This window comes from Streptomyces sp. PU-14G (assembly GCF_041028275.1).
Taxonomy (GTDB): domain Bacteria; phylum Actinomycetota; class Actinomycetes; order Streptomycetales; family Streptomycetaceae; genus Streptomyces.
Genome location: NZ_JASKYT010000173.1, coordinates 1 through 13,597 on the forward strand (window position 1 = coordinate 1; position 13,597 = coordinate 13,597).

The window sequence follows — 13,597 nt, forward strand, 5'->3', positions numbered from 1 at the left end:
CGTCTCCGCCGCTCCCCCCGTCTCCTCCTCCGACGTACACCGCGCACTGCACGCCCGCCACCAGGCCGTCCTCCCCGACTGGATGGCCCTCTACTACGAGCAGCCGCTGGAGATCACCCACGGCGAGGGCCGCCACGTCTGGGACGCGGAGGGGCGCCGCTACCTGGACTTCTTCGGCGGCATCCTGACGACCATGACGGCCCACGCACTGCCCGAGGTCACCAAGGCCGTCAGCGAACAGGCCGCGCGGATCGTGCACTCCTCCACCCTCTACCTCAACCGCCCCATGGTGGAGCTCGCGGAGCGGATCGCGGCGCTGTCCGGCATCCCCGACGCGCGGGTCTTCTTCACCACCTCGGGCACCGAGGCCAACGACGCCGCGCTGCTGCTGGCCACCGCCTACCGCCGCTCCAACCAGATCCTGGCGATGCGCAACAGCTACCACGGCCGCTCCTTCACCACCGTCGGCATCACCGGCAACCGGTCCTGGTCGCCCACCTCGCTCTCCCCCCTCCAGACCCTCTACGTGCACGGCGGCGTCCGTACCCGCGGCCCCTACGCGCACCTGGACGACACCGCGTTCACCGAGGCCTGCGTCGCCGACCTGCGCGACATGCTCGGCCAGGCCGGCTCCGGTGTCGCGGCCCTGATCGCCGAACCCGTCCAGGGCGTGGGCGGGTTCACCTCGCCGCCCGACGGGCTCTACGCCGCCTTCCGCGAGGAGCTGAAGCAGCACGGCATCCTGTGGATCAGCGACGAGGTGCAGACCGGCTGGGGCCGCACCGGCGACCACTTCTGGGGCTGGCAGGCCCACGACGCGGCGGGTCCGCCGGACATGCTCACCTTCGCCAAGGGCATCGGCAACGGCATGTCCATCGGCGGCGTCGTCGCCCGCGCCGAGATCATGAACTGTCTCGACGCCCACTCCATCTCCACCTTCGGCGGCAGCCCGATCACCATGGCCGCCGCCCAGGCCAACCTCGCCCACCTGCTGGAGCACGACCTCCAGTCCAACGCCCGCCGGGTGGGCGGACTGCTGCTGGAGCGGCTGCGCTCGGCCGCGTCGCCCCGCCTCAGGGCGGGAGGCACCCCCGGGCGCGGAGTCGTCCGCGAGGTGCGCGGACGCGGGCTGATGGTGGGCGTCGAACTGGTGGACCCGCGCACCGGCGAGCCGTCGCCGCGCGCCGCCTCGCTGGTGCTGGAGGCCGCACGCGAGGGCGGTGTCCTCATCGGCAAGGGCGGCGGCCACTCCACCCCGAGCGTGCTGCGCATCGCCCCGCCGCTCTCGCTGACCGTCTCCGAGGCCGAGGCGGGCGCCGCCGTGCTGGAGGCCGCCCTGCGCACCGCCGAGGCCGAACTCGCCCGAGGAGGAACCGCGGTATGAGCACCACGCTGATCACGGGCGGTCTGGTCGTCACCGCCGCCGAGGAGATGCAGGCCGACGTGCTGATCGACGCCGGCCGCGTCGTCGCCGTCGTCGACCGGAACGCAGCCGTGGCCCGGAGCCTGACCGCCGACCGGGTCCTGGACGCGAGCGGCCTGTACGTCATCCCCGGCGGCGTGGACGCCCACACGCACATGGACTTCCCCTTCGGCGGCACCTTCTCCAGCGACGACTTCGCCTCCGGCACCCGCGCCGCCGCCTGGGGCGGCACGACGACCATCGTCGACTTCGCCGTCCAGACCAAGGGCCACGCGCTACGCGAGGGCCTGGACACCTGGCACGCCAAGGCCGACGGGCAGGCCTGCGTCGACTACGCCTTCCACATGATCCTCTCCGACGTGAACGAGGGCACCCTGCGGGAGATGGACGCCCTCGTGGAGGAGGGCGTGACCTCGTTCAAGATGTTCATGGCGTATCCGGGGGTCTTCTACAGCGACGACGGCCAGATCCTCCGCGCCATGCAGCGCACCGCGGCCAACGGCGGCCTGGCGATGATGCACGCCGAGAACGGCATCGCCATCGACGTGCTGGTCGAACAGGCGCTCGCGGCGGGCCGCACCGATCCGCGCCACCACGGCGAGGTCCGCAAGGTGCTGCTGGAGGCCGAGGCCACCCACCGGGCCATCCAGCTCGCCCGCGTCGCCGGGTCGCCGCTCTACGTCGTCCACGTCTCCGCGCAGGAGGCCGTGGCGGAGCTGGCCACCGCACGCGGGATGGACCTGCCGGTCTTCGGCGAGACCTGCCCGCAGTACCTCTACCTGAGCACCGACGAGTTGGCCGAGCCCGACTTCGGCGGCGCCAAGTACGTGTGCAGTACGCCGCTGCGCCCCGCCGAGCACCAGGCGGCGCTGTGGCGGGCGCTGCGCACCGACGACCTCCAGGTGGTCTCCACCGACCACTGCCCCTTCTGCTTCACGGGCCAGAAGGACCTCGGCAAGGGCGACTTCTCCAAGATCCCCAACGGGATGCCCGGTGTCGAGCACCGCATGGACCTGCTCCACCAGGCCGTCGTGGACGGGCATATCACCAGGCGCCGCTGGATCGACATCGCCTGCGCCACCCCCGCGCGGATGTTCGGCCTCTACCCGAAGAAGGGCACCCTCGCGCCCGGAGCCGACGCCGACGTCGTCCTCTACGACCCGCACGCCGAGCAGACTCTTTCGGCGCAAACCCACCACATGAACGTCGACTACTCCGCCTACGAGGGCAGAACCCTCACGGGCCGGGTGGTCACGGTGCTCTCCCGTGGCGAAACGGTCATCGACCGCCGTACGTACACGGGCCGCGCCGGAAGGGGCCAGTACGTGCCGCGCGGGATCTGCCAGTTTTTGAACTGAGGGGTTGTGCCCATGGACTTCGGACTCGTTCTCCAGACCGATCCCCCCGGATCCGCCACCGTCTCCCTGATGCGCCGCGCCGAACGCAACGGCTTCACCTACGGCTGGACGTTCGACTCCCCGGTGCTGTGGCAGGAGCCGTACGTCATCCACAGCCGCATCCTCGCCCACACCACGCAGCTGACCGTCGGGCCCATGGTCACCAACCCCAAAAGCCGCGCCTGGGAGGTCACCGCCTCCACCTTCGCCACCCTCAACGAGATGTACGGCAACCGCACCGTCTGCGGCATCGGCCGCGGCGACTCGGCGATGCGGGTCGCCGGACGGCCGCCGTCCACCCTGGCCAGGCTCGGGGAGGCCATGACCGCCATCCGCGACCTGGCCGAGGGCCGGGAGGCCGTCGTGGACGGCACACCGGTGCGGTTGCCGTGGGTGCGCGAGGGGCGGCTGCCGGTGTGGATGGCGGCCTACGGGCCCAAGGCGCTGGCCCTGGCCGGGCGGGAGGCGGACGGCTTCATCCTCCAACTGGCCGACCCGGTACTGACCGCCTGGATGGTCGGTGCCGTACGCGAGGCGGCCGTAGCGGCCGGGCGGGACCCGTCAGCGGTCACCATCTGCGTGGCGGCACCCGCCTACGTGTGCGACGACACCCCCGCGGCGCTGGCGCACGCCCGCGAGCAGTGCCGCTGGTTCGGCGGCATGGTCGGCAACCACGTCGCGGACCTGGTCGCACGCTACGGCGAGCACTCCGACGCGGTGCCCGCGGCGCTCACCGCCTACATCAAGGAGCGCGAGGGCTACGACTACGCCCACCACGGCCGGGCCGGCAACCCGGACACCGCCTTCGTGCCCGACGACATCGTCGACCGCTTCTGCCTGCTGGGCTCCGAGCAGTCCCACGTGGCACGGCTGCGGGAGCTGGCGCAACTGGGCGTCGACCAGTTCGCGCTCTACGCCATGCACGACGCCAAAGAGCGCTCGGTCGACGCCTACGGCACGGGGGTGATCCCCGCGCTGGCCGACCGCCCGCAGCGGTGAAGGCCACCCGCGCGGGGGCGCCGGGCCGCTGCCGTGCGGAGCGACCGCGGGGCGCCCCGGCCGTTCAGCCGCGCGCGTGCTTGTCCTGCTTGTCGTAGACCAGCGGCTGGTAGTCGGGGTGCTCGCGGATGTAGCGCGCGAAGTACGGGCAGACGGGTGCCACCTTCTCGCCCGCCTCCTGCGCGGCCTGCAGGATGTGGTGCGAGAGGGCGCCGCCCACGCCCCTGCCCTCGAAGGCCGGTTCGACCTCGGTGTGGGTCACCGCGACCACGCCCGGCGCCCGCAGGTACTGCGCCACCCCCGCGAGGGTGCCGTCGACGCGGGCCTCGAAGCGGCCCTCGGCGGCGTTGTCCAAGAACTCGATCCGCTGCTGTTCCTCGGCCATGCTGCTCACCGTGCTCCTCGCCTGCCGTCCGCCTGCCGTCCGCCTGCCGTTCCTCACTCGGTCGCGTCGTGGATCTGCGCCGTGAACTGTTTTGGTGCCACCGCCTCGCCCGCGGCGTCGAGGACGGCGACGGGGCGGCCCGCGAAGAGCACCGTGGGCGTCGCCGCGACCCCGCTCGCGTCGAAGGCACGGCTGACCTGCCGCACCCACGAGTCGTAGGCCTGGTCGAGGACGGCGTCGTCGAACGTGCGGCTGCGCAGTCTCGGCACGTCGTTGGCCAGCCCCAGCAGCATGCGTTCGGCGGCGAATCCGTCGTGCTCCTCGTGGGGCTGGTTGCGGTAGAGCGTGTGCAGATACGTCAGGAACTGCGGCTGGCCGACGTCGGCCGCGGCGCCCAGCGCGGCCAGCGCCCGGTGCGAGCCGTGACCGCCCAGCCGGGTGTCGAGGAAGGTGCCGAAGTGGTGGTGCAGCACGAACTCGCCCGCGTCGGCGAGCTGCCGCATCGTGTCCCCGAGCGTGTTCTCCACGGCCCGGCAGTAGGGGCAGCGCAGGTCCAGGTAGAGGTCCAGTACCGGCGGTCCGGGCTCCGCCGCCCGCGGGTCGGCGCCGTAGACGACCGTCGTGCCGCCCTCACCAGTCGTGTTCGCCGGGATCATGCCGCAAGCCTCACCGCGCCCCGCGCGGCCGGCAACGCCAGGCGGGCCACCGGAGTGACGCCGCCTGGCGTGGTGGGCGTCCGAAGCCGGGCGGTGCGGGCGCCCGCACCGCCCGGAGGTCAGCGTCCGCGGACGCGGACGGTACGCAGCCCGGGGGCCGAGCGGATGTCCTTCTCGCAGAACCTCTCCTCGACCATGCGGCCCTTGGAGTACAGCGCCGTCTGGTCGCTGTAGTGCGGGGAGGTCGGGTCGGAGGACTGCGAGTAGGTCAGCAGCGTGTCGGCGCGGACCGGGCAGCCGCGGCGGCTGAAGGTGACGTTCTGGATGTAGCTGGAGCCGTGCCGCACCTCGCGGTAGCCGCCCCGCTCCTCGTCCCAGACCGGCTCGGTCTTGTTCCACACGCCCAGCGCCTCGGTGCCACCGGGAACGGGCAGGCGCTCGCCGTTGCGCGTCACGAACTGGTGCGCGCCCAGCGGCGCGTCCAGCGGGATGTCGTGCGCGCGCAGCTCGGCGACGGCGTCCGCGAGAGCGGTGCGGAAACCGGGCGCGGCGGTGTTGAGCCCGCGCGGCGTCGCCACCGGGTGCTCCGCGTCGAACGGCACCTTCCAGCGCTGTTCCCCGGGCACCTGCTGGACCAGTCGGCGCCAGAACCTGTCGAAGAGCAGCGCGCCCTCGCTCTTCGTGCGCATCGTGCGGTCCCAGCCGCGCAGGACCTCGCAGGCGCGGGAGACGTCCACCGTGTCGCCCTCGCTGGTGGCCGCCTCGCCCTGGGGGAGGGCGGCGCAGGCCCGCGCCGCGTCCTCGGCCGCCAGGTCGCCGGCCGGCACCCGGTTGGCGAACTGCTGCTCGTGCAGGTCGGCGCGGGTGATGCCGCCCTCGCGGGCCATCGCGTCGACGTCCCGCAGGGCGCCCCTGGTCCGCATCGAGCGCTCGGTGCCCTGATCGCCGAAGATCCGCGGGTATCCGGTCAGAGGCTTGTCCGCGTTGGAGAGCCAGGCACTGTCGTTGGAGTTCTCCACGTACGGCACGTCCCGCAGTACCGGCATCTCGGACGGGCCGAAGATGCCGGACTGGACCGCGTGGGGGCCCGTCTTCGGGGCGCAGTCGCCGCGCGAGCCGTCGAGCACGGCGAGCCCGGAGGCCGGGAACGTGGCCTGCCCCAGCGGTGTGCCGCAGCGCTCGGCCAGTTCGTCCGTCACCCGTGGCAGCACCTGCGACTGGGCCAGCAGGTTGTGTCCTGCGGAGTCCGTGGCGACCGTGTTCACCCACGGCAGGCCCTGCACCCGGTCGAGCGCCGCGCGGACCCCGGCCACGCTGCGGGCCTTGCTGAAGGCCAGCCCGGCGTCCGTCAGCCGCAGGTTGCGCGCGTTGGGGTCGGCCAGCGCGAACGCGGTCGTCCTCGACCACGGCAGCTCGATGCCCTGCAACGCGCTCACGACCGGCCCGTACCGGGTCCACCACTGCGTACGGGTCACCCGTTCACCGTCCTCGGTGGTGACGGAGACCTTGCGCGGTCGCATCCGTTCGGTCGCGCCGTCGACGGTGTAGGCGGTCGGGTCGTCGGGGTCCAGCTTCAGCTGGTGCAGGTTGAGGGTGGTGCCCGTGGCCACGGTGTGGCTCCAGGCGACGTGCGCGTTGTGGCCGATGGAGATGCTGGGCGAGCCGAGCAGCGACCCGCCCGCCGCGTCCAGTTCGCCGGGTATGGTCAGGTGCGCCTGCCAGAAGCGGCGCCCGCCGGCCCACGGGTAGTGCGGGTTGCCGATGAGCGCGCCCTGGCCGTTCGCGGTCGTCGAGCCGTTGAAGGCGACGGCGTTGGACCCCATGTCGGCGGTGTCCTGGCCGAAGATGCTCCGGGCGGCGCGCGCGGCCTCCCGCGGATCGACGGCGCCGCGCTGCTTCCCGGCCTCGCGCTGCTTTCCAGTCCCGCGCTGCTTCCCCGTGCCGCGCTCGCTCTCGCCGTCCGCCGGGGGAGGGGCGGCGCTGGTGATGCCGTCGACGGCGACGCCCTGCCCGCCCAGCACGGCCAGGGCGAAGGCCCGCCGGGACAGGTCGAGCGAGGTGATGGGCCGTACCCACTTCTTCCCCGCGCAGGCCGGGTCGCGTATCTCGTCCTTGTGCGCGCGCAGCCAGGTGTTGTAGCCGGCCGCCCAGCCCCGCGTCAGCTGCCTCACCTGGCGGCTCGGGCCCTCGGGCGCCGGCTTGTCGAGCAGCTTCTCCACGGTGCGGGAGTCGCGTACACCGGCGAAGTACAGGTCGCTGGCGAGGTTGGTGCCGGCCGACGAGAGGGAGCCGTCGGGCTTTCCCTCGGCGCCGAAGTACCTGGCGCGTTCGCCGCGTACGGTCACGAAGCCCTCGGCCAGCACGCATATCTGGTCGGCTGCCTGGGCCCAGCCGTTCCCGAAGCCGAGCGAGGGGTAGTCCTTGGCCGTGATGTGGGGGATGCCGTAGTCGGTGTAGCGGATGACGGCCGACATGCCCCCGCCGGCCGGGTGGTGTGCGCCGGGTGCCTCGCCCTGGGCGCGGGGCGCCGCGGTGGCGGGCAGTGCGGTGACCCCGAGGGCGAGGGCGGCGCAGGCCAGCGCCGCTCTGCGGAGTCCCTGATGCATGGGTGGTGCCTCCCAACTGCTGTGGTGGCAGAGCACCTTGAGCATACCGAGCGGTTGGTCAGCGGTCAGGGGGTCGGAGGTGACGGGATCGTCCCGGGGGAAGCGGGGACCCGTTGACGTGAAGTGCACTTCAACTTGCAGTCTGGTGTTCCACGGCCCGCACGGCAGACGGCGGCCGTGGTGATTCCGCACCCCGCTACGAAGGAGAACCACCGTGATTCTGGTGACCGGAGCCACAGGAAAGGTCGGCGGACAGGTGGCGGCACAGCTCGCGCAGGCCGGCACCCGGGTGCGCGCCCTCGTCCGCGACCCCGCGATCGCCCGGCTCCCGGACGGCGTCGAGGCCGTACGCGGCGACCTCGCCGACCCCGCGAGCCTGACGGCGGCCCTGACGGCGGAGGTGGACGGCGCCTTCCTCATGTGGTCGCTGCCCCACGCCCGCGGCGCGGCCGAGACCGTCACCCTCCTCGCCGAGCACACCCGCCGCCTCGTCTACCTCTCCGCGCGCGGCGTGCCCGAAGACCCCGGCGCCGGACAACCGGCCGCCGACGACGCGGAGGCGGACATCCTCGGCAACCACGCCCGTCTCGAACGCCTGGTACGCGCGTCCGGCGCCGAGTGGACCCTCCTGCGGCCTGGCGGCTTCGCGAGCAACACCCTGGAGTGGGCGTCGCACGTGCGAGCGGGCGGCCCCGTGCGGACCGCCTACCCGAAGGCGGGGCGTACCCTCGTCCACGAGGCCGACATCGCGGCGCTGGCCGTCCGCGCCCTGCTGACCGACGACCTGGTCGCCACGGCGCCCGAGATCACGGGCCCCGACATGCTCACCCAGGCCGAACAGATCGCCACCATCCAGGACGTCCTCGGCCGCCCCCTCGCCGTCGAGCGCGTCTCCCGCGCCGAGTCCAGGGCGGAGCTGATCGAGGCAGGCCTGCCTCCGGCCTACGCGGACGGCATCCTGGACGCCCACGCCGCGATGGAGACCACCCCCGAGACGCTCGCCCCCGACACGGCGCGCCTCCTCGGCCGCCCGCCGCTCACCTACCGCCAGTGGGTGGCCGACCACGTGGCGGACTTCCGCTGAGGGCCTCCGTTGCGGGCTTCCCATCGAGGGCTTCGGCTGAGGACACTCCGCCGAGGGCCTTCGGCCCGAGGGCCTTCGCCGGAGGGCCTTCGTTGCGGGCGCTCCCCGCCGAGAATCTCCGCCGGAGGCTCCTCGGCGGGGAGAGCCCGTCACCCGGTCACGGCACCCGAGCCGTCCACTCCTCGCTGCTGTACCTGGACAGCGCCAGTTCCTCGGCGCGGGCCATCTCCTCGGGGGTGACGCGGCCCTCGGCCAGGCCGTAGCGGCTGCGGAAGGACGCGATCATGCGTGCGATGACGTCGCCGCGCGGCAGGCCCGTCTGCCGACGCAGCGGGTCGACCCGCTTCTTGGCGCTCCTGGTGCCCTTGTCGGACATCTTCTCCTTGCCGATACGCAGCACGTCGAGCATCTTGTCGACGTCGATGTCGTAGGACATCGTCACGTGGTGCAGTACCGCCCCCTCGCCCCCGGCGAGGCGCTTCTGGGCGGCGCCCGCGATCTTGCCCTCCTTCGAGGCGATGTCGTTGAGCGGCACGTACCACGCCTTGATCCCCATGTCGCCGAGCGCGCTGAGCACCCAGTCGTCGAGGTAGGCGTAGGAGTCGGCGAACGACAGACCCGAGACGAGCGACGCGGGCACCGAGAGGGAGTAGGTGATGGTGTTCGCCCTCTCCACGAACATGGCGCCGCCCCCGGAGATGCGTCTCACCACCGTCACTCCGTGCCGGGCGGCGCCTTCCGGGTCCACCTCGTTGCCGAGGGACTGGAAGCTGCCGATGATGACCGCGGGGGAGTCCCACTCCCACACCCGCAGGGTCGGCGCGCGGCGCCCGGCGGCGACCTCCTCGGTGAGGACCTGGTCGAGAGCCATGTGGAGGGCGGGCGACTGCGGCTGCTCGTGGATGAGCTGCCAGTCGTAGTCGGTCCAGTCGGTCGCCTGTGCGAGAGCGCGGCGGACGGCGACCGCGACCCCTTCCGCCGTGAGGCCGTACATCACGGTTCCCTCGGGCACCGCCGCCTCGACGCGGGCGGCGAGCCCCGCCGTGTCGGTGTCCGAGGGCGCGCCTTCGAGCGCCTGGTCGATGGCGGCGAGGGCCTCGTCGGGTTCGAGGAAGAAGTCGCCCGCCACGCGCACGTTGCGCAGCACCCCGCCCTCGTCGTCCAGGTCCACCACCACGAGCTTGCCGCCCGGAACCTTGTACTCCCCGTGCACCCCGAACCACCTATCTACGCCATTTGCCCCGGCCGGTCTCCAACCATACGTCCGTGCCCAGGCGCCGGGACCTGCGCGTATGGCTGACCAGCAGGAAGGTGGACATCACCAGGGTGAAGGACAGGGCGACGACGGCGAGCCGCTTGTCGTCGAACCACCCGGGCTCGTACATGTCGGGGAACGGGCCCAGCTCACCGACGTCCACGAACGCGTAGACCAGCAGCAGCGCCAGCCCGGCCGCCGAGAGCAGCCAGGCGAACGCGTCGGAGACGGCGCGCCACCACACCAGGACCAGCAGCGCTCCGAGCGCGGAGAGTCCCGCCTCGATGCGGAACAGGTCGCCCTGGCTGATGTCCGCGCTCACCCGGTCGTAGTCGCCGGAGAGGGTGGCGTGGAGGTAGGCGTTCACGGCGAGACCGCCCGCGGACAGCACGCGGGCGCCGACCTGTACGGCGCGGTACGCCGGCCCGTGCGCTGCGGGCGGCTGGTTGGAGCTGGTCGCGGTCATGGCCTGCGCCTGCCTCTCCCGGGTCCGTACCGACGTGGCTCCCCTCGGGGCGCCTTCGCGAGCCTGCGGCCCGGCCTACCGGCCCGCAGGCTCGGCCGGCCGGTTGGGCGGCCTGCTGCGGGCCGCCCGACCAGGGCACCACGGGCGCGGTGCACCGGCCACTCGGCGGGGCCCGTCCTGCGTACGCCCGGTGCCTTCCGCCGCCCCGCGTGGACGGCGGAAGGCGTGCGGGCTTGTGCCCGCGGGAAAGGGAAAGGCGGAGCGCCCCGCATCGCGAGGCGGGAGAAGAAGCGGCGAGACAAGCGGAAAACCCGAAAGCCTGGGGAGCCGACGGGAACTCCCTCCGGGTAAGCGGGAAGCAGCCGGATAAGCGGGAAGGCTGTTTCGGATTGCGGGTGCCAGGGGTGCGCAAAGCGGAAACCGGGCGGCGGGAGGCTTCCGACCTGCTCTTGAGCGGCGGATGACAGTTCGATAACGTCTGCCCCCGAGCGTCTTTGACGCCTATCCAACATCGACACTCCCCGCTTAGCCTGCCGCCATGCCCATGTCGTTTACCAGTACACCTTCGTCCGTCTTCGTGACGGGCGAGGCGAAAGCGTCGGCGAACAACCCGATCACCACGCAGTTCGGGATGTTCTACATCGCGCTGGTCGTCGAAAAGGGCACGCACCGAATCCTGGATGCGGAATGCTCGGCGACGTTGGCGCTGACGAACAGATTCGTCAAGAGCTTGATCGCCGGAGAGTGCATCACGGAGGAAGGTCTCCTGGCTGAGCGGATCACCACCCGCTATCACGGCTCCTCGCAGCGCGCTCTGCTCACGGCGCTCCGCAACGCCGCCACCAAGTACCGCGCCGCCGTCGGGCTCACGTAGCCACCAGGCAGGACCGAGTCGATTGCCTGGTCCCCACCGGACGCAGACCCAGTCGCCCTACACCCCATAGGCATGCCCGTGCCGACCGTGCCCGGCCGCGTGTCGCGTACGCGCCGGGCGCAGGCGCCGGTACGTGCCGGGCGCAGGCACCGGCTCACCAGAAAGGCTGTGGCGACCCCCACATGATCACTGATGGCTTCCTGTACCTCGGCGTGCTGCTCGGGCTGGCCGCGTGCATCGTCTTCGTATCGCAGCGTGGCAGATCCCGCTTCTTCCGCTACGTTCCGGGATTCGTGCTGATGTACCTGGGCACCGCCGCGTTGAACACCGCGGGACTCTTCGGCGAGTCCGACTCGGTCGAGTCGGCCGGCGGCTCGGTGCAGGACGCGCTGCTCCCCGCGATGATTCTGCTGCTGCTCTTCAAATGCAACATCCGACAGATCGTCAAACTCGGGCCGAAACTCCTGCTGACCTACGCCGTGACGGCGCTGAGCATCGTCGCCGGATTCGTCGTGGCGTTCCTCTTCCTGCACGGGGCGCTCGACGACGGCGCGTCGAAGGCGCTCGGCGCGCTCGCCGCCTCCTGGACCGGCGGCTCCGCCAACATGGTGGCGGTCCAAGGCGTCGTCCACGCGCCGGAGAACGTCTTCGGCTACGCCCTCATCGTGGACACCATCGTCTACTCGCTGTGGCTGCTGGTGATGTTCGGCTCGGTCGGCTTCTCCGAGCGGTTCAACCGCTGGACGAAGGCGAGGACCGCCTCCTTCGAGCAGCAGGAGGCCGCCGGTGAGGAGGAACGCATGGACCTCACCTCGCTGATGACCCTCATCGGGTTCAGCCTCTTCGTCTCCGCAGCCGCGACCTGGATCGGACAGCAACTGCCCGAGGTCGGCGACGTCATCAACAGCACGACCTGGACCATCCTCATCGTCAGCGTCCTCGGGCTGGTCATCGCGATTACCCCGTTCGCCAGGGCGGCGGGCTCGTCCGAGCTGGCCATGATCATGCTGTACCTCATCATCGGCATCATCGCCTCCGGCTCGGACTTCTCGTCCCTGACCGACGCACCGCTCTACCTGCTCGTCGGCGTCGTGGTCATGGTGGTGCACGCCGGGGTGATGGTCGTGTACGCCAAACTCACCCGCACCGAGCTGTTCAGCCTCGCCGTGGCCAGCACCGCGAACATCGGCGGCGTCGCCTCCGCGCCGGTCGTCGCCAGCGCCTACAACCGCCAGTTGGTGCCGGTGGGCGTGCTGTTCGCGTTGATCGGCGCGTTCGCCGGCACGTTCCTCGGCCTGACCACGGTCCAGATCCTCTCGGTCATCTGACGCCATCGTTTCGGTCGTCTGATGCCGGCCTCTTGGTCGTCTGATGCCATCGTCTCGGTCGTCTGACGTCGAGGCCGCCGGGGCCTGCGGGGGCCGGCTCCCCCCCCCCGACCCGAGGGCCGGGGGCGGAGCCGGGCTACTCCTCGCCCTCGGGCCCGGCGGTCCCGGGCGCGGCCGGTGCCAGCCGCAGCCGGTCGAGCCAGCTGGCCTCGGCGATCCGGTGGATGGCGGATCTGGCGCGGTCCTCGGGCCCGCCGTCCACGCAGACCGCGAGCAGGTAGGGCGGAGCGTCGGGCGGTTCGACGAGCGCGACGTCGTGGAGCACCCCGGTGACCCAGCCGTTCTTGTTGGCGACGGAGGTCCCCGGCGGCAGCGCGGCCGGAATCTCCTGGGTGTAGCGCTGCTCCCGCAGCGGGCGCAGCAGCCGCGGATCGCCGGTGTCGAGCAACGCCTGGAGGACCCGCAGGGCGGCGCGCGCGGTGACGGTGTTGGTCAGGCCGGCCGCCGCGGCGGAGCGGTCGCCGATGGGCCGCCGCACCACCAGGCCCTCGGGGCAGGCTTCGGCGATCCGCTCCAGTCCGAGATGCTCCACGACGACGCTGGTGGCCAGGTTGCTGCTGGAGCAGATCATCCGGTGGCACAGCCTGCGCAGCGTCACCTCGCGGCCGAGGTGGCGCCAGGGCTCGTCGTCGTTGTCGTCGGCGCGGTCCGCGCGGTACGTGCCGCCGACGGCCGAGGCGAACTCCTCCCGCACGGTCACGGCGCGGTCCAGCGCGCCGGCGCGGTGCGCGGCCAGCAGGACCGCGAGCTTGATCACGCTCGCCGCGTAGTGGGGGCGGTCGGCCTGGTGCGCGACGGCGGGCGGCGCGCCGGGGCGCCCGCAGCACACCGAGACCTCCAGCCCCTCGTGGTGTGCGGCGGCGACCGCCGCGAGCCGGGTCGGCAGCCCGTTCGGACCGCTTTCGGCGCCGCCGGTGCCGTGGGGTGTGCTCACCGCGTCCCCTTCGCGTGGGGGGGGGGGGGGGGGGGGGGGGGGGGGGGGGGGGGGGGGGGGGGGGGGGGGGGGGGGGGGGGGGGGGGGGGGGGGGCGTAGTGGGGGCGGTCGGCCTGGTGCGCGACGGCGG

12 protein-coding genes are annotated in these 13,597 nt (G+C 72.4%); 6 read left to right on the forward strand and 6 right to left on the reverse strand.

What is annotated here, in order from left to right; genetic code table 11:
* Window positions 1–82: 82 nt before the first annotated feature.
* From AB8Z75_RS20180 to AB8Z75_RS20190, 3 genes are read left to right on the forward strand one after another with little or no spacing between them, the layout of a single operon-like run.
* Window positions 83–1,384 (forward strand): aspartate aminotransferase family protein, encoded by a 1,302-nt coding sequence (locus tag AB8Z75_RS20180; RefSeq protein ID WP_369203966.1) that lies wholly within the window; start codon window positions 83–85, stop codon window positions 1,382–1,384.
* Window positions 1,381–2,781, forward strand: coding sequence for a dihydropyrimidinase (gene hydA, locus AB8Z75_RS20185; RefSeq protein WP_369203950.1), 1,401 nt, complete (start codon window positions 1,381–1,383; stop codon window positions 2,779–2,781). The genes AB8Z75_RS20180 and hydA overlap by 4 nt, the downstream gene beginning before the upstream one ends.
* A 12-nt stretch (window positions 2,782–2,793) precedes the next feature.
* Window positions 2,794–3,819 (forward strand): TIGR03842 family LLM class F420-dependent oxidoreductase, encoded by a 1,026-nt coding sequence (locus AB8Z75_RS20190; RefSeq protein ID WP_369203952.1) that lies wholly within the window; start codon window positions 2,794–2,796, stop codon window positions 3,817–3,819.
* 64 nt (window positions 3,820–3,883) lie between these two features.
* Here the strand turns inward: AB8Z75_RS20190 and AB8Z75_RS20195 are convergent, their stop codons facing one another.
* From AB8Z75_RS20195 to AB8Z75_RS20205, 3 genes are all read right to left on the reverse strand, one after another.
* Window positions 3,884–4,204, reverse strand: coding sequence for a GNAT family N-acetyltransferase (locus tag AB8Z75_RS20195; protein ID WP_369203968.1), 321 nt, complete (start codon window positions 4,202–4,204; stop codon window positions 3,884–3,886).
* A 53-nt stretch (window positions 4,205–4,257) separates the two neighbouring features.
* Window positions 4,258–4,860, reverse strand: a complete 603-nt coding sequence (locus AB8Z75_RS20200; RefSeq protein ID WP_369203954.1) for a thioredoxin domain-containing protein — start codon at window positions 4,858–4,860, stop codon at window positions 4,258–4,260.
* A gap of 119 nt (window positions 4,861–4,979) precedes the next feature.
* Window positions 4,980–7,466 (reverse strand): penicillin acylase family protein, encoded by a 2,487-nt coding sequence (locus AB8Z75_RS20205; protein WP_369203956.1) that lies wholly within the window; start codon window positions 7,464–7,466, stop codon window positions 4,980–4,982.
* Window positions 7,467–7,680: 214 nt separating this feature from the next.
* Between AB8Z75_RS20205 and AB8Z75_RS20210 the strand changes: the two genes are divergently transcribed.
* Window positions 7,681–8,550, forward strand: a complete 870-nt coding sequence (locus AB8Z75_RS20210; protein WP_369203957.1) for an NAD(P)H-binding protein — start codon at window positions 7,681–7,683, stop codon at window positions 8,548–8,550.
* A 157-nt stretch (window positions 8,551–8,707) separates the two neighbouring features.
* Here AB8Z75_RS20210 and AB8Z75_RS20215 read toward each other — a convergent pair whose 3' ends face one another.
* Window positions 8,708–9,763, reverse strand: a complete 1,056-nt coding sequence (locus tag AB8Z75_RS20215) for a biotin/lipoate A/B protein ligase family protein (protein WP_369203959.1) — start codon at window positions 9,761–9,763, stop codon at window positions 8,708–8,710.
* 10 nt (window positions 9,764–9,773) lie between these two features.
* The gene (locus tag AB8Z75_RS20220; protein ID WP_369203960.1) at window positions 9,774–10,271 is read right to left on the reverse strand and encodes a hypothetical protein; all 498 of its coding nucleotides are present in this window, start codon (window positions 10,269–10,271) and stop codon (window positions 9,774–9,776) included.
* Between the two features lie 538 nt (window positions 10,272–10,809).
* On the opposite strand from AB8Z75_RS20220, the gene AB8Z75_RS20225 reads away from it, so the two are divergent.
* Complete coding sequence (locus AB8Z75_RS20225; protein ID WP_369203961.1) at window positions 10,810–11,145, forward strand: DUF3870 domain-containing protein; 336 nt, start codon at window positions 10,810–10,812, stop codon at window positions 11,143–11,145.
* Window positions 11,146–11,327: 182 nt separating this feature from the next.
* Entirely contained in the window at window positions 11,328–12,473 is a 1,146-nt protein-coding gene (locus tag AB8Z75_RS20230; protein WP_369203962.1) for a DUF819 domain-containing protein, read from the forward strand.
* Between the two features lie 136 nt (window positions 12,474–12,609).
* Here AB8Z75_RS20230 and AB8Z75_RS20235 read toward each other — a convergent pair whose 3' ends face one another.
* Entirely contained in the window at window positions 12,610–13,467 is an 858-nt protein-coding gene (locus AB8Z75_RS20235; RefSeq protein ID WP_369203964.1) for a serine hydrolase, read from the reverse strand.
* Window positions 13,468–13,597 lie beyond the last annotated feature (130 nt).

Excerpts from the sequence above, each read along its gene's own strand:
- AB8Z75_RS20180 (WP_369203966.1), top strand. The coding sequence starts at position 83 with ATGGCCCTCTACTACGAGCAGCCGCTGGAGATCACCCACGGCGAGGGC.
- AB8Z75_RS20220 (WP_369203960.1), bottom strand. The coding sequence starts at position 10,271 with ATGACCGCGACCAGCTCCAACCAGCCGCCCGCAGCGCACGGGCCGGCG.
- hydA (WP_369203950.1), top strand. The coding sequence starts at position 1,381 with ATGAGCACCACGCTGATCACGGGCGGTCTGGTCGTCACCGCCGCCGAG.
- AB8Z75_RS20230 (WP_369203962.1), top strand. The coding sequence starts at position 11,328 with ATGATCACTGATGGCTTCCTGTACCTCGGCGTGCTGCTCGGGCTGGCC.
- AB8Z75_RS20225 (WP_369203961.1), top strand. The coding sequence starts at position 10,810 with ATGCCCATGTCGTTTACCAGTACACCTTCGTCCGTCTTCGTGACGGGC.
- AB8Z75_RS20200 (WP_369203954.1), bottom strand. The coding sequence starts at position 4,860 with ATGATCCCGGCGAACACGACTGGTGAGGGCGGCACGACGGTCGTCTAC.
- AB8Z75_RS20205 (WP_369203956.1), bottom strand. The coding sequence starts at position 7,466 with ATGCATCAGGGACTCCGCAGAGCGGCGCTGGCCTGCGCCGCCCTCGCC.
- AB8Z75_RS20195 (WP_369203968.1), bottom strand. The coding sequence starts at position 4,204 with ATGGCCGAGGAACAGCAGCGGATCGAGTTCTTGGACAACGCCGCCGAG.
- AB8Z75_RS20190 (WP_369203952.1), top strand. The coding sequence starts at position 2,794 with ATGGACTTCGGACTCGTTCTCCAGACCGATCCCCCCGGATCCGCCACC.